We start from the raw sequence: 14,843 nt of genomic DNA, 5'->3' as shown, positions 1-14,843 counted from the left end.
GGGGCGCAGCACGGCCGGGTCCAGCCCGGCGCCGGCCACGAGCGTGGTCGAGCCGTCGACCTCGGGCGCCTGGTGCGCGGCCCGGCCCTCCACCTCGCCGTCCTCGATCTGGTCGACGAGCACCTCGACGATCGACCCCACCCGGTCGCCGGCGCGCTGCGCGCACAGCTCCTCCGCGAGGGCGCTCATCCAGTCGTACCGCTTCTTGATCGTGCCGGCGGAGACCTTGTCCGGCAGGCCGGCCGCCTCGGTGCCGTCCTCGTCGCTGTAGTCGAACACGCCGACCGCGTCGAGCCGCGCCTCGGTCAGGAACCGCGCGAGCTCGTCGACGTCGGCCCGCGTCTCGCCGGGGAACCCGACGATGACGTTGCTGCGGGCGCCCGCCTCGGGGTCGAACTGCCGCACGCTCTGCAGCAGCTCCAGGAAGCGCCCGGTCGAGCCGAACCGGCGCATGCGGCGCAGCACCGGCTCGCTGGAGTGCTGGAACGACAGGTCGAAGTAGGGCGCGACGCCGGGCGTGGTCGCGATCGCCTCGACCAGGCCGGGGCGGGTCTCGGCCGGCTGGAGGTAGGAGACGCGCACCCGCACGATGCCGTCGACGTCGGCCAGCTGGGGCAGCAGCTTCTCCAGGAGGCGCGGGTCGCCCAGATCCTTGCCGTACGACGTCGAGTTCTCGCTCACCAGCACCAGCTCGCGCACGCCGCTGCGGGCCAGCCACTCGGCCTCGGCGAGCACCTCGTCGGGCGTGCGCGACACGAAGGCGCCGCGGAACGACGGGATCGCGCAGAACGAGCAGCGCCGGTCGCAGCCGCTCGCGAGCTTGAGCGGCGCGACCGGCCCCGACTCGAGCCGCTGCCGCATGACGCCGCGCAGGTGCGCCGGCAGGTGCCCCGGCGTGACGACGGTCTCGGCCGCCGCCCGCCGCTGCACGGGCGTGACCGGCAGCAGCGTGCGCCGGTCGCGGGGCGCGTGCGACGCGATGGTCTCGCCGGCGAGGATCGCGTCGAGCCGGGCCGCCATGTCCGGGTAGTGGTCGAAGCCGAGCACCGCGTGCGCCTCGGGCAGCTCGCCCGCCAGCTGCTCGCCATAGCGCTCGGCGAGGCAGCCGGTCGCCACCACCTTGGCGCCGGTGTCGGCCGCCGCGAGTAACGTGTCGATCGAGTCCTGCTTGGCCTTCGCCACGAACCCGCAGGTGTTGACCAGCACGACGTCGGCGTCGGTGCCGTCGGTGGTGACGGACCAGCCGCCCTCGGCCAGGCGCGCGGCGAGCTCCTCGGAGTCCACCTCGTTGCGGGCACAGCCCAGTGTGAGCAGGGCTACGCGACGGTCAGCGTTGGTGGACATGCTGTCGAGGGTACCGACCGGGACTGACAATTTGCCGGGCGGATCCTGCCCTAACCCGCCGTGACCGGAGCCGGGAACGGGTCGCGGAAGGTGAACGCGCCGGCCGTCGCGCCGGCACGTCGCAGCAGGTCGAGCCGCTCCCCTGCCTCGACCGTCGTGGGGATGTGCCCCGCCGGGACCCACCAGAGGACCGCGTAGACGTCGCCGAAGGGCTCGAACCACTCGCGGCGCCTCCGCAGTACGTCCAGATGAGGGCTCCGGAAGGCGAACTCGCGCAGGGCGTCCAGGCTCTCCCAGACCGACAGGTTGACTAGGACATCCGGGCCGAACGGGCGCAACGACGTCGCATCGGCGCCGCTGTCGTCGACGAGGCGCCACACGAATCCGGGCGACGCGTCGGCGATGGCGTTGATCCGGTCGAGGTCGCCGTAGAAGCCGGCCACCCGGGGGTCGTCCTTGGCCGCGATCATGCGGCCCACGTTGAGCTGCGCGAGGTGTGAGGTCATGCGGGCAGTCTAAAACAAACGTCCATTGTTTTTAATCCCGGTCCACCACGACGCAGCAGCCGTCCGGCCGGGGGTCGATGCGCACCCGTGGCCCGAGTGCCCCCTCCAGCAACGCCAGGTTCGCGCCACACACCACCCCCGGGTGGGTCCGCGCGACGCCGTCGAACGGGCAGTTCCGCAGTCGCCAGACGTCCCCGTCCGCATACGGCTCGTACCCCAGCCGCCGCAGCACCTCCTCGGTGCCGCCCTCGCCGGCCAGCCGCGACCCCTGCTTGCGCGCCGCCGCGTACAGCGCCGGCTCGGCGCCGGCCTCCTCCACCGCGTCGGCGAACACCTCGGCGAGCACGCGGTACCCGCGCGGCGGCAAGCTCACCGACAGCTCGTGCGGCGCCCGGCGGTACAACTTGGAAGGCCGCCCGGCCCTGGGTCCGGAGCGCTGCGCGAACGAGGTCTCCAGCAGGCCGGCCTCGGCGAGCCTGTCGAGATGGTGCGCGGCCAGGTTCCGCCCGATCCCGAGCGCCTCCGCGACGTCGTCGCGGCTCACCGGCGCGGCCGCGGCGGCCACGTGCTCGTACACCGCGCGGCGCTGCGGCTCGCCCAGCACCGCGAGCGACTCGACTTCCACGCCGACAACTATTGCAGCAGCGTGGCCGCAACCGTGAGGGTCACCATCGACACCGCGGTCGAGGCCACGATCACGTCGCGCGAATAGGTCCCGTCCACGCCGTACGCCCGGGCGAACACGAACGTGTTCTGCGCCGTCGGCAGCGCCGAGCAGAGCACCGCCGCGAGCAGGTCGGCCCCGGTGAGCCCGAACCCGAACCGGGCCACGACCAGGCACACGACGGGCTGCAGGCAGGACTTCAGCAGCACGGCGAGCCCGACCTCGACCGGCCGGCGCGCCTCGGCGTCCGGGCTCCGCGCCGGCACCAGCGACAGCCCGAGCGCCACCAGCGCCGACGGCACCGCCGCGTCCCCGAGCAGCCCCACCACGTCGGCGACGAGCTTCGGCAGCCGCACGCCGAGGCTCCCGAGCACGACCCCGGACAGGCAGGCCAGCAGCACCGGGCTCCGCAACGGCACGGTGAGCAGCCGCCGCCACCGCCCACCGGGATGCTCCGCCTGCGCGAAGTCGAGCGTGCTGAGGATGATCGGCGTCAGGATCACGGTCTGGATGAGCAGCACGACGGCGATGAACGAGGCGTTGCCGAGCACCTGCACCGCGACGGGAATCCCGAGGTTCCCCGCGTTGACGTACCCCGACGCCATGCCCGCGATGGTCTGCTCCGCGAGGGGCCGCTTGAACACGTACCGCGCCGCGAAGAACCCGACCGCCCCCATGGCCACTGTGGCGCAGACGAACGCGGCGATCCCCGGCCCGGCGGCGCCGCCGATGGGCTGCCGCGTAAGCGTGTCGAGCAGCGCGGCGGGCATCGCGACGTAGAAGACGAACCGCCCGAGCACGTCGACGGCGCCTGCCCCCAGCACCTTGGTACGCCCGGCGAGGAACCCGACCGCGGTCAACGCCCAGATCGGCACAAACGCCACAAGCACCGCGTCAACCGCCCCGGGTCACCCTCGCCTCACTGCCGTCGGATCACCCAACCACGCCCCGGAGCACGCCCCCACCCCACGACCCTGAGACTCAACACACACCACGGGCTGCTCATGACGGCACCGAAGCGCCGGCTACTCGTCCTCGTCTTCCCGCAGGGCCGCCAAGGCGTCGGGGAGCTCGTCGGGCTTGATGAGGACGTCGCGGGCCTTCGAACCCTCCGACGGCCCCACGATGCCGCGGGTCTCCATCAGGTCCATCAGGCGGCCCGCCTTGGCGAAGCCCACGCGCAGCTTGCGCTGCAGCATGCTCGTGGAGCCGAACTGGCTCGTCACGACCAGTTCGATGGCCTGCAGCAGGAGCTCGAGGTCGTCGCCGATCTCCTCGTCGACCTTCTTCTTGCCCTCCTCGGCCTTGACCAGCACGTCGGGGCGGAACTCCGGCTCGCGCTGCTCTTTGCAGAACTTGACCACGTCGCTGATCTCCGTCTCGGAGACCCACGCGCCCTGGATGCGGATCGGCTTCGAGGCGCCCATCGGCAGGAACAGCGCGTCGCCGCGGCCGATCAGCTTCTCCGCGCCCGGCTGGTCGAGGATGACCCGGGAGTCGGCCAGGCTGGACGTGGCGAACGCCAGGCGCGACGGCACGTTGGCCTTGATGAGGCCGGTGACGACGTCGACCGACGGGCGCTGGGTGGCCAGCACCAGGTGGATGCCGGCCGCGCGGGCCAGCTGCGTGATCCGCACGATCGAGTCCTCGACGTCGCGCGGTGCGACCATCATCAGGTCGGCCAGCTCGTCGACCACGACCAGGAGATACGGATACGGCCGGATCACCCGCTCGCTGCCCGGCGGCGCGGTGATCTGCCCGGCGCGGACCTTGCGGTTGTAGTCGTCGATGTGCCGCACGCCGGCCGCGGCGAGGTCGTCGTAGCGCATGTCCATCTCGCGCACGACCCACTCGAGGGCGTCGGCCGCCTTCTTCGGGTTGGTGACGATGGGCGTGACCAGGTGCGGAATGCCCTCGTAGCTGGTCAGCTCGACCCGCTTCGGGTCGACCAGCAGCAGCCGCACCTCGTCGGGCGTGGCCCGGGTCAGCAGCGACACCAGCAGGCTGTTGAGGCACGACGACTTGCCCGCCCCGGTCGCGCCGGCGATCAGGATGTGCGGCATCTTGGCCAGGTTGGCCAGCACGAAGCCGCCCTCGATGTCCTTGCCGAGCGCGACCACCAGCGGGTGATGGTCCGCCGCCGCCGGCCGCGAGCGCAGCACGTCGCCCAGCGAGACGTTCTCCCGGTCGGAGTTGGGGATCTCCACACCGACCGCGCTCTTGCCCGGGATCGGGCTCTGGATCCGCACGTCCGGCGACTTCACCGCATAGGCGATGTTGCGCGACAGCGCCGTGATCCGCTCGACCTTGACCCCGTGGCCGATCTCCACCTCATACCGGGTCACGGTCGGCCCCCGCGTGAAGCCGGTGACCAGCGCGTCGACCCCGAACTGCTCGAAAACGCCCTGCAGCGCCGCCGTCACCTCGTCGTTGGCCCGCGTCCGGCCGCGCGGCGCGTCACCCGTGCCCAGCAGGGTGGGCGGGGGCAGCCGGTAGTCGGCGTCGGTGAGCGCGAGCTGCTCGGCCCGCGTCGGCAGCGGCGAGTGCTCCGGCGGCTCCTTCACCTTCTTGCGCTTGGCGGGTGGCCGCAGCCGGTCGAGCACGACCGTGTCGTGGACCGGGTCGGGCTCCAGGTCGGGCGCGGCCTGGTCGAACAGCACGCCGGGCGGCGGGTCGGCCGGGTCGTCGTCGAGCGGGTGCGGCAGCGAACCCTGCCGGCGCCGGGCCGTGCTGCGGCGCGGCTTCGGCTCGGGCTCGTCGTAGAGCTCCTCGAACTCCTCCTCGTCACCGGCGAGCGCCGGGTCCTCGACCCGGCCCAGCGCGAGGTCGCGCAGCTGGCGCCAGCGGTGCGGGATGCGGCTGATCGGGGTCGACGTGACCACCAGCAGCCCGAAGCCGGACAGCAGCAGGAGCAGCGGCACCGCGACCCAGGCGGTCACGGCCATCTCCAGCAGCCCGCCGCCGGCCCGGCCGAGCAGGCCGCCCGCGCGGTCCATCTGCTGCGGCTTGGTGGGACTGTCCGCGGCCAGGTGCATCAGGCCGGTCACGCCGATCGAGAGGGCGGTCCAGCCGACGACGCCGCGCCCGCGGTGCTCGTCCTCGGCGCCGGAGCGCATCACCCGGATGCCGGCGATGAGCAGCAGCACCGGCAGCACCGCCGACGTGGCGCCGATGAACGTGTGGCAGACCCCGGCGAGCCAGCGACCGACCGGCCCGGCCGCCTGGAACCACAGGGCGGCCGTGAGCAGCACCGCGAGGCCGATGAGCCCGAGGCCGGCGCCGTCGCGGCGGTGCTCGGGGTCGAGGTCGCGGGCGTTGGCCGCCTGGCGGCCGATGGCGCGGGCGCCCCAGCCGACGCCGTGCGCGAGGCCCATCCAGACCGCGATCATGCCCCGGCCGAGCAGGCCGAACGGCGTGGCGACCACGACGCCCGCGCGTCGGCGCCGCACCGGCGTGGGCGTGACCCGGGGGGTGGCGGCCCGCGTGCGGGCCGGCGTCGCCGCGGTGGTGCGGGCACGCGGCGGCGTGCGCTTGGCCGCCGAGCCGGTCGCACGCGTGTTCGAACCGCCGCGTGCGTTGGACGTGCCTCCGCCGCGGCCGGCCTGGGAGGTGCGGCCCGCCATGGTCACACCGTAGCGGGGGGCTCCGACATTTCTTTGGTTCCGCGCTTCGTGTCCCGCCGGTTTCTGTACCTCACGTACACGCCCACGTACGAACCGACGACGAGGACACCGACCATGACCTGCAACAAGTGCGTATACCGCTCGGGATAGAGCACGCCCTCGATGTACTGGTCGATGAACCCCCGGCTGACGCCCGTCTCCCCCGCCCGGCGCCGGGCCCAGTGCTCGACGTAGGTCAGCGGGCAGGTCAGCGGGACCGACACCACGGCGAGGCCCCAGGCGGCGGCCGCCAGGTGCGGCCAGAAGGCCTTGGGCCACCGCCAGGCGACGAACCCGCCGAGGATCACGTACGCGAGGAAGGCGAAGTGCACCACCAGCACCGTCGTCGCCAGCGCCCGGTACACGGTCCTACACCTCGACCACCGTGGGAACGATCATCGGCCGCCTGCGGTACGCCTCGTTGACCCAGCGGCCGACCGTGCGGCGCACGATCTGCTGGAGCTGGTGGGGGTCGGTGATCCCGTCCGTGGCCGCCCTGTTGAGCGCCTCGGTGACCAGCGGCAGCACCGCGTTGAACACGGCCGGGTCGTCGGAGAAGCCCTTCGCCGACACCGTCGGGCCGGCCACCACCTTGCCGGTGACGGAGTCGATGACCACGGTCGCGGCGATGAACCCGCCGTCGCCGAGGATGCGGCGCTCGGTGAGCAGCGACTCGCCGACGTCACCGATCGCCAGCCCGTCGACGTACACGTACCGCGAGCGGATGTGCCCGACGAGGGCGGCCCTGCCGTCGACCAGGTCGACGACGTCGCCGTCCTCGCACAGCACCACCCGGTCGTCGGGCACGCCGGCCTCGCGCGCCAGCTGGGCGTGGGCGCGCAGGTGGCGCCACTCGCCGTGCACCGGCATGAAGTTGCGTGGCTTGACGACGTTGAGCAGGTAGAGCAGCTCGCCGGCGGGCGAGTGGCCGGAGACGTGCACCTTGGCCACGTCCTTGTGCACGACGATCGCGCCGGCCCGCGAGAGCTGGTTGATCACCCGGTACACCGCGGTCTCGTTGCCCGGCACCAGGGAGGAGGCCAGCACGATCGTGTCGCCCTCGCCGATGACGATGTGCCGGTGGTCGCCGTTGGCCATGCGGCCGAGCGCGCTCATCGGCTCGCCCTGCGACCCGGTGGACATCAGCACGACCCGCTCGGGCGGCAGGCTCATCGCCTCGTCGATCGGCACGACCAGGCCGGCCGGGATGCGCAGCAGGCCGAGGTCGCGGGCGATGCCCATGTTGCGCACCATCGACCGGCCGATCAGCGCGACCTTGCGGCCGTGCGCGTGGGCGGCGTCGAAGACCTGCTGCACGCGGTGCACGTGCGAGGCGAAGGAGGCGACGATGATCCGGCCGGTGGCGCGCCCGAAGATGCCCTCCAGGACCGGGCCGATCTCCCGCTCCGGGGTGACGAAGCCGGGGATCTCCGCGTTGGTCGAGTCGGACAGCAGCAGGTCGACGCCCCGGGCGCCGAGCCGCGCGAAGCCGGCCAGGTCGGTGATCCGCCCGTCGAGCGGCAGCTGGTCCATCTTGAAGTCGCCGGTGTGCAGCAGCGTGCCGGCCGTCGTGGTCACCGCGACCGCGAGCGCGTCGGGGATCGAGTGGTTGACCGCGAAGAACTCGCACTCGAACGGGCCGAGCCGCTCGACCTGGCCCTCCTTGACGGTCAGCGAGTACGGCTCGATGCGGCGCTCGGCCAGCTTCGCCTCGACCAGGGCGAGGGTGAACTTCGACCCCACGAGCGGGATGTCGGGCTTGTGGGCCAGCAGATACGGCACCGCGCCGATGTGGTCCTCGTGGCCGTGCGTCAACACGATCGCCTGAACCTGGTCGAGCCGGTCGAGGATCGAGGAGAAGTCCGGCAGGATGAGGTCGACGCCGGGCTGCTCGACGTCGGGGAACAGCACACCGCAGTCGATCACCAGCAGCTTGCCGCCGTGCTCGAGCAGCGTCATGTTCCGGCCGATCGCGCCCAGCCCACCGAGCGGCGTCACCCGCAGGGTGTCAGGCCCCGGTGGGGGCGGCGGATCGAGCTCGACGTGCGCCACCGTCATAGGGCCACTCCGAGTTCGTTGTGGTGCGCCATCTGGTCGGCGGTGCCGATCGTGCGACCCGCCTCCGCGCAATCTTCTCGCAACCGGCCGACTTCCGCCGCATTCGCCGCGACGAGCGGCGGGCGGACCGGGCCGGCCGGCAGGCCGAGCAGGGTCAGGGCCGCCTTCGTCAGCATGACGCCCTGCGTGCGGAAGAACCCGCAGAACGCCGGAAGCAGCTTCAGGTGCAGCTCACGGGCCGTCTCGACGTCACCGGCCTCGTGCGCCAGGATCATCCGCCTGGTCTCGGGGCCGAACACGTGCGTCGGGACCCCGACAACGCCGACGGCGCCCACCGAGAGCAGGGGCAGGGTCAGCTTGTCCTCGCCCGAGTAGTACGCCAGGTTCGTCCGCTTGATCACCCACGCGCTCTCGCCGAGGTCACCCTTGGCGTCCTTCACCGCGATGATCCGCTCGTGCTCCGCGAGCCGGCACATGGTCTCGGTCTCGATCGGCACGCCGGAGCGGCCCGGGATGTCGTACACCATGACCGGCAGGCCCGACGAGTCCGCCACGCTCTGGAAGTGGTGCACGATGCCGGCCTGGGGCGGCTTGTTGTAATACGGCGTCACGACCAGGAGACCGTCGGCGCCCGCCTTCTCGGCGGCGCGCGCCAGCTCAACCGTGTGCGCGGTGTCGTTGGTCCCCACGCCGGCGATCACGGTGGCCCGGTCGCCCACGGCCTCGACGACCGCGCGCAGCACCTGGTCCTTCTCGGCGTCGGACGTGGTCGCCGACTCGCCGGTGGTGCCGTTGATGACGAGGCCGTCGTGCTCCTGCTCGTCGACCAGGTAGGTGGCCAGGCGGGCGGCGCCGTCGACGTCGAGCGAACCGTCAGCCCGGAACGGCGTGACCATCGCGCTGAGCAGCCGCCCGAAGGGTCGGCCGGGGACGGAACCGGTGCGTGTCATACGCACAACTTATCGGACGCCTCTCGTTCGATCTTCTCAAGATTCCCAACTGAACTGCGGGGCGGCCACCTCGGTGCCGTCCGGCAGCGGGCTGATCGTGAAGTCGCCGAACACGCTCGGCGCAATGCGCTGAAGCTCGCGCAGACAAGCGATCGCCACCTCGCGGATCTCCACGTCGGCGGCCTCCGTCGCGCGCATCGTCACGAAGTGCCGCCAGGCGCGGTAGTTGCCGGTGACCACGATCCGCGTCTCGGCGGCGTTCGGCAGCAGCGACCGCGCGGCCTGCCGGGCCTGCTTGCGCCGCGACGTGCCGTTGGCGACGTCGGCGAACTTCGCCTCCAGCCCCTCCAGGAGCTCGTTGTAGGCACGCTGGGCCGCCTCGGTGGCCTCGACGAACGTCTTGTGCAGCGCCGGGTCCTCGGCGATCACCGCCGGCTCGACCATCGCCGCCTCGCGCCCCGGCACGTAGCGCTGCGACAGCTGCGAGTACGAGAAGTGCCGGTGCCGGATCAGCTCGTGCGTGAACGACCGCGACACGCCCTGGAGGTAGAACGTCACCGACCCGTGCTCGAGCACGCTCAGGTGGCCGACCTCGAGGATGTGGCGGAGATACCCCGCGTTGGTGGCCGTGGCGGGGTTGGGCTTGCTCCACGACTGGTAGCAGGCGCGCCCGGCGAACTCGGCCAGCGCCTCGCCGCCCGCCGCATCGGTCTCCCACGGCACGTCCGCCGGGGGCTCGAAGTGGGTCCAGGCGATGGCTTTGACGGAGAGCATTCGGTGAGCCTAGACGAAGAACCAGGTGAAGGGCGCCCACGGGAGGTTGCGCAGCACCGAGAATGCGAGCCACGCCACCAGGAACCCGATCATCGCCCCGTTGGAGATGCGCAGCTGCGGCAGCTTGAACGGGAGGTTGAGCTTGTTGACCGTCCAGCTCACATACAGATACGCCAGGAAGGGCGCGGCGAACAGCAGCGGCGCGTGGTGGTGGGCGGCGGCCGGGATGTCGCCGTGCAGCATGTACCACGCGGCGCGCGTGCCGCCGCAGCCCGGGCAGTCGAACCCGGTCAGCAGCTTGACGATGCAGGTGGGCGTGTCGGCCGCCCCGGCGGACGTCGGCCGCATGAGCAGCGTGTAGGCCACGCCGCCGCCGATGAGCGCCCCGACCCCGGCCGGCCCGGTCCAGGCCGGCAGCCGGTCGATCAGGCGCTGGAACCGGCTCTTGGGCGGCGGCGGGAAGGCGAAGTGGTAATAGGGCGGCACCTGCTCCGAACCGGGCGGCACCGGCGCTTCACCGACCTGCGTCGCCGGGAGCGCAACCGGGAGGGGTGACGTCACGCTCTTCACGCTACACCGCGCCGACCACCGGCGAGCTCAGCGCCTTTGTCAGAAGGTCAGCGAAGTCGCCGCGCTGCGGCGCCTCGACCTCGGCCAGTCCCAGCCACCCGGCGAACCGGTGCAGCTCGGCGGCGAGGGCCTCGGCCACCGTCTCCGGGGTCGGCGCACCCCGCCCGGCCGGCGGCTCGATCCAGGCGGCCGGCACCTGGAGCACGCCCGCCTTGCGGTCGGCCTTCAGGTCGACGCGGGCCACCAGCCGGTCGCCGAGGAGGAAGGGGAGGACGTAATACCCATACAGGCGCTGCAGCGGCGGGACGTAGATCTCGATGCGGTAGTTGAAGCCGAACAGCCGCTGCACCCGCGCCCGCTCCCACATCAGCGGGTCGAACGGGCTGACCAGGGTCGCGGCCGCCACCCGCCGGGGCAGGCGGGCCTCGGCGTGCAGGTAGGCCTGCGGGGCCCAGCCCTCGACCCGCACCGGCGTCAGCTCCCCCGCCTCGACCAGCTCGGCGATCGCGGTGCGGGCGCCGTCGAGCGGCAGCCGGAAGTAGTCGCGGAGCTCGGCCTCGGCCGACACGCCCAACGCGCGGGCGGCGACCCGGACCAGCTCCCGGTAGGCATCGGCGGGCTCCGGGTCGGGCGTGGCCAGCACCTCGGCCGGCAGGATGCGCTCGGGGACGTCGTAGACCCGGGCGAACGACGAGTTGCGCCGGGCGACGCTCACCTCGCCCGAGTAGAAGAGCCACTCGATCGCGGTCTTGGTGTCCGACCAGTTCCACCCCCAGTTGTCCTTGCGCCGCGGCTGGACCAGGTCGCCCTCGACCTCGGTGGCGGTCATCGGCCCCTTGGTCCGGATCTCCTCCAGCACCCAGCGCACCAGGTCCGGCTGCTCGCGGGCGATGCGGACCATGCGGCCCCAGGCCCCGCCGGAGCGCATCCGCCAGCGCAGCATCGGGTGCAGCTGCACCGGCACCAGCGATGCCTCGTGTGCCCAGTACTCGAACAGGTCGCGCGGACGCCGATAGGCCAGCCGGTCGAGGAGGTCGGTGTCGTAGGGCCCGAGGCGGCTGTAGGCGGGTAAGTAGTGGGCGCGCTGGACCACGTTGACCGAGTCGATCTGGAGCAGGCCGGTGCGGGCCACCACCCTGCGCAGGTGGCGCCGCTCCGGCTCGCCGGATGGGACGCGGTCGGTGAAGCCCTGGGCGGCGAGGGCGATCCGCCGGGCCTGGGTGAGCGACAGTGTCTCGGTCATCGCACGCAGGCTACCGCCGGGGTACGACAAAAATCGGCGGCCGCCCCCGGAGGGACGGCCGCCGACTGGAGAACTCAGGCGCCGACGAGTGGTCGCCGCTCGGCCGCGCCGGCGTCCTTGGCGTCGAACGCCGCGCTGACCTTCCGGTCGATCTCGACGAGGTCGGGCACGTCCTCGACGGCCGGCCCGGTCGACTGGCCCGGGTCCGCCGATCGGGCCGGGCCGGTGCTCGCGTCGGCGGGCTCCCGGATCGGCAGGCCGATGAGCAGCCCGATCATCAGCAGGATGTACGCATTGCTGCCGATGAGGCCCAGCCCGTCGAACTTCTCGTGGAAGGCCCACGGCGTGCGGCTGCACAGCAGCAGGAACGAGAAGCCGAAGAACAGCGCGAAGTTGCGCCGGCGGCGCGGGTCGAGCGACCTGTCGGTGGCGTAGTCGAACAGCACCACGATCGCCGGGAGCACCCACACGAGGTGGTGGATCCAGCTGATCGGGCTGACCATGCAGCCGACGAGGCCGGTGAGCGCCAGCCCGGCGACCTCGTCGCGGGCCTTGATCGCACGGCGCACCCGCCACGCCCAGATCGCCAGCGCCACGAGGACCAGCAGCATCCACACCGGCTTCATCGGATCGGGGTTGAAGAGTCGCGCGACGAGGCCGCTCAGCGCCTGGTTGGACACGAAGGAGGAGGAGCCGACCCGGTCGGTGTTCCACATCGCGTCGGTCCAGAAGACGCGCGAGGCGTCGGGCGCGAACGTCGCGGCGGCCCAGGTCGCCGTCGCGGCGGTCGCGGCCGACACGGCGGCAGCCCGCCAGCGCCGGGTCACGAGCAGGTAGATGATGAAGACGCCCGGGGTCAGCTTGATGGCGGTCGCCAGGCCGATGCCGATGCCGCCCAGGCGGCTTCCGCCGCGGACCAGCAGCAGCACGTCGCCGACGACCAGGAAGAGCAGCAGGATGTTGACCTGCCCGAAGTTGACCGTCTCGCGCACCGGCTCGAACGCGGCGACGAGGGCGAACGCGATCGCGATCGAGAACCAGAACTGCCAGCCCTGACGCTTGATGATCGGGCCGACGAGCCAGGTGAGGATCGCGAGGAGCGCGAGCACGTTCATCGTCACGCTGATCGCGATGGCGGCGTGCCAGCCGATGAGCGCCATCGGCGTCATGAGCGCCGCGGCGAACGGCGGGTATGTGAACCCGTACGGCGTGCCGGGGACCAGGTAGTCGTAGATGTCGCCACCACGGTTGACCCAGTAGTCCATGGCGCCGTAGTAGACCTTGAGGTCGAAATACCCGTTCCTCGCGGCTGCCACCGACAGGAAGGCCCACACCACGGCCCAGAGGCCCGCGACGATGAGCACCTTCTTGACGGCGGGTCGCCGGAGGATGGGCCGGACGGCCGTCAACACGGCGACTCGTCCACGCTCCGCCACTTGTGCTGCCCTCCACTCACTCGCTGGCTAACCTGCTGCTGTTCCTCAACGGTGGCCCGGGTCCAACTGTGACGTCCCGGCGCTACCCCGCCACGTGGCGCTTCACACAAAATCCGTAGGCTGCTGCAACATGACGCTCGGGTTCGTCCGACCGGCGCGAATCGACGACGTCGTCGAGATCACGCGAATCCAACTCACGACCTGGCGGGTCGCGTATCGGCGACTCCTGCCCAAACACATCCTCGACCAACTTGACGAGGACTGGATTACCCGCAGGTGGCGGGAGGCAATCGCCCAACCACCGTCACCACGACACCGGGTCCTGGTCGCGGTCGAACAACGCGAGTCACCCGAAGCCGGACCCGAGTCATCATATGCCGTGGGGTTCGTGGCGTCAGGTCCGGCAGATGACACCGCACTCGCCCCCGATGAAGATCACACGGTCCTTGACAAGGCCTTGGGTGGCGCGGCGGCGATCACTGACCTGCTGGTCGAGCCCCGATGGGGGCGGCGCGGGCACGGCAGCCGATTGCTGGCGGCTAGTGTCGATTTGTGGCGCACTGACGGGTTTACGACAGCACTCGCATGGACGTTCGCTGACGACCGTGTTACGTCCCGATTTCTGGAGAGTTCCGGCTGGGCCCCCGACGGAGTCAGCCGGTCACTCGATGTTGATGACCTGCTCGTCCCGCAGGTCCGCTGGCACGTCTCGCTCGAGACCGCGGAAGAGCCCGCCGTTACCGCCACGTGATGGTGTTGCGACGCAATCGGGTCCTGCGGATCCCACGATGTGGACGCCGCCAATAGGACATAACGGCGTCACACAGCGTGTCCGTCAACAGGACTACCAAAGCAACACGAAAGGTGACGCTAAGCCAGCAGCGTGCCCAGGCCGACCGTCAGCCCCGGCCGCCGGACGACCTCCCGGACCGCCAGCAGCACGCCCGGCATGAACGACTTGCGGTCGAACGAGTCGTGCCGGATCGTCAGCGTCTCGCCGGCGGTGCCGAAGAGCACCTCCTGGTGGGCGACCAGCCCCGAGGCGCGCAGCGAGTGGACCCGCACGCCTTCCACGTCGCTGCCGCGGGCGCCGGGCAGCTCCTCTTTGGTCGCGTCCGGCGGCTCGGCCAGGCCGGCCGCGGACCGGGCCTCGGCGATCAGCTGCGCGGTGCGCAGGGCCGTGCCGCTCGGCGCGTCGACCTTCTGCGGGTGATGCATCTCGACGACCTCGACCGACTCGAAGTAGCGCGCGGCGCGGGCCGCGAACTCCATCATGAGCACGGCGCCGATCGCGAAGTTCGGCGCGATGACGACGCCGAGCTCCGGCTTCGGCTCGAGCCAGCCCCGCACCTGCTCCAGGCGCTCGGTGGTGAACCCCGACGTGCCGACGACCGCGTGGACGTTCTGGTCGATGCACCAGCGCAGGTTCTCCATCACCGTGCCGGGGTTGGTGAAGTCGACCACCACCTGGGCCCCGGCGTCGGCCACACCGGACAGCCAGTCACCCTCGTCGACCATCGCGACCAGCGAGAGGTCGTCGGCACCGTCGACGGCGCGGCAGGTCTCGGTCCCCATGCGGCCGCGTGCGCCCAGCACAGCGACCCGGATCGGCTCAACATCGCTCACGCGGGACAAC

Annotated in this window: 14 protein-coding genes; 1 reads left to right on the top strand and 13 read right to left on the bottom strand. The window is 71.7% G+C overall.

Going from position 1 to position 14,843, the window contains the following annotated elements; all coding sequences use genetic code 11:
• The 12 genes from rimO to ABZS66_RS10725 all read right to left on the bottom strand — a co-directional run.
• A partial coding sequence (rimO, locus tag ABZS66_RS10780; protein ID WP_354756875.1) for a 30S ribosomal protein S12 methylthiotransferase RimO occupies positions 1-1,344 on the bottom strand: 1,344 nt, incomplete at its 3' end.
• Positions 1,345-1,394: 50 nt separating this feature from the next.
• The gene (locus ABZS66_RS10775; RefSeq protein ID WP_354756874.1) at positions 1,395-1,850 is read right to left on the bottom strand and encodes a DUF3291 domain-containing protein; all 456 of its coding nucleotides are present in this window, start codon (positions 1,848-1,850) and stop codon (positions 1,395-1,397) included.
• A gap of 31 nt (positions 1,851-1,881) precedes the next feature.
• Positions 1,882-2,475 (bottom strand): helix-turn-helix domain-containing protein, encoded by a 594-nt coding sequence (locus ABZS66_RS10770; protein WP_354756873.1) that lies wholly within the window; start codon positions 2,473-2,475, stop codon positions 1,882-1,884.
• Positions 2,476-2,483: 8 nt separating this feature from the next.
• Positions 2,484-3,404, bottom strand: coding sequence for an AEC family transporter (locus ABZS66_RS10765; protein WP_354756872.1), 921 nt, complete (start codon positions 3,402-3,404; stop codon positions 2,484-2,486).
• 135 nt (positions 3,405-3,539) lie between these two features.
• Positions 3,540-6,137 carry a DNA translocase FtsK 4TM domain-containing protein gene (locus tag ABZS66_RS10760; protein ID WP_354756871.1) on the bottom strand — a complete coding sequence of 866 codons (2,598 nt, stop codon included), beginning with the start codon at positions 6,135-6,137 and terminating at the stop codon, positions 3,540-3,542.
• A gap of 2 nt (positions 6,138-6,139) precedes the next feature.
• Positions 6,140-6,541 (bottom strand): DUF2784 domain-containing protein, encoded by a 402-nt coding sequence (locus ABZS66_RS10755; protein WP_354756870.1) that lies wholly within the window; start codon positions 6,539-6,541, stop codon positions 6,140-6,142.
• A gap of 4 nt (positions 6,542-6,545) precedes the next feature.
• Positions 6,546-8,234, bottom strand: coding sequence for a ribonuclease J (locus tag ABZS66_RS10750; RefSeq protein WP_354756869.1), 1,689 nt, complete (start codon positions 8,232-8,234; stop codon positions 6,546-6,548).
• Positions 8,231-9,184: a 4-hydroxy-tetrahydrodipicolinate synthase gene (dapA, locus tag ABZS66_RS10745; protein ID WP_354756868.1), complete on the bottom strand. Its 954-nt coding sequence runs from the start codon at positions 9,182-9,184 to the stop codon at positions 8,231-8,233. Before dapA ends, ABZS66_RS10750 begins: the two co-directional genes overlap by 4 nt.
• A gap of 36 nt (positions 9,185-9,220) precedes the next feature.
• On the bottom strand, positions 9,221-9,958 hold the full coding sequence (gene thyX, locus ABZS66_RS10740) for an FAD-dependent thymidylate synthase (protein ID WP_354756867.1): 738 nt from the start codon (positions 9,956-9,958) through the stop codon (positions 9,221-9,223).
• Between the two features lie 9 nt (positions 9,959-9,967).
• Positions 9,968-10,519 (bottom strand): DUF2752 domain-containing protein, encoded by a 552-nt coding sequence (locus tag ABZS66_RS10735; RefSeq protein WP_354756866.1) that lies wholly within the window; start codon positions 10,517-10,519, stop codon positions 9,968-9,970.
• Positions 10,520-10,529: 10 nt separating this feature from the next.
• The gene (locus tag ABZS66_RS10730; protein WP_354756865.1) at positions 10,530-11,771 is read right to left on the bottom strand and encodes a crosslink repair DNA glycosylase YcaQ family protein; all 1,242 of its coding nucleotides are present in this window, start codon (positions 11,769-11,771) and stop codon (positions 10,530-10,532) included.
• 74 nt (positions 11,772-11,845) lie between these two features.
• Positions 11,846-13,183, bottom strand: coding sequence for a glycosyltransferase 87 family protein (locus ABZS66_RS10725; protein WP_354756864.1), 1,338 nt, complete (start codon positions 13,181-13,183; stop codon positions 11,846-11,848).
• 154 nt (positions 13,184-13,337) lie between these two features.
• Between ABZS66_RS10725 and ABZS66_RS10720 the strand changes: the two genes are divergently transcribed.
• Complete coding sequence (locus ABZS66_RS10720; RefSeq protein WP_354756863.1) at positions 13,338-13,958, top strand: GNAT family N-acetyltransferase; 621 nt, start codon at positions 13,338-13,340, stop codon at positions 13,956-13,958.
• A gap of 119 nt (positions 13,959-14,077) precedes the next feature.
• Here ABZS66_RS10720 and dapB read toward each other — a convergent pair whose 3' ends face one another.
• Positions 14,078-14,833, bottom strand: coding sequence for a 4-hydroxy-tetrahydrodipicolinate reductase (gene dapB / locus ABZS66_RS10715; protein WP_354756862.1), 756 nt, complete (start codon positions 14,831-14,833; stop codon positions 14,078-14,080).
• Between the last annotated feature and the right edge of the window lie 10 nt (positions 14,834-14,843).

Origin of the sequence: Dactylosporangium sp. NPDC005572 (assembly GCF_040605515.1) — a bacterium.
GTDB lineage: Bacteria > Actinomycetota > Actinomycetes > Mycobacteriales > Micromonosporaceae > Dactylosporangium.
The sequence above is the reverse complement of the archived record's forward strand: the minus strand, read 5'-3'. Positions and strand labels throughout refer to the sequence as shown.

Bases quoted from the DNA above. Each gene is read 5' to 3' on its own strand.
- thyX (WP_354756867.1), bottom strand. From the start codon at position 9,958: ATGCTCTCCGTCAAAGCCATCGCCTGGACCCACTTCGAGCCCCCGGCG.
- ABZS66_RS10720 (WP_354756863.1), top strand. From the start codon at position 13,338: ATGACGCTCGGGTTCGTCCGACCGGCGCGAATCGACGACGTCGTCGAG.
- dapA (WP_354756868.1), bottom strand. From the start codon at position 9,184: ATGACACGCACCGGTTCCGTCCCCGGCCGACCCTTCGGGCGGCTGCTC.
- ABZS66_RS10730 (WP_354756865.1), bottom strand. From the start codon at position 11,771: ATGACCGAGACACTGTCGCTCACCCAGGCCCGGCGGATCGCCCTCGCC.
- ABZS66_RS10750 (WP_354756869.1), bottom strand. From the start codon at position 8,234: ATGACGGTGGCGCACGTCGAGCTCGATCCGCCGCCCCCACCGGGGCCT.
- ABZS66_RS10775 (WP_354756874.1), bottom strand. From the start codon at position 1,850: ATGACCTCACACCTCGCGCAGCTCAACGTGGGCCGCATGATCGCGGCC.
- ABZS66_RS10760 (WP_354756871.1), bottom strand. From the start codon at position 6,137: ATGGCGGGCCGCACCTCCCAGGCCGGCCGCGGCGGAGGCACGTCCAAC.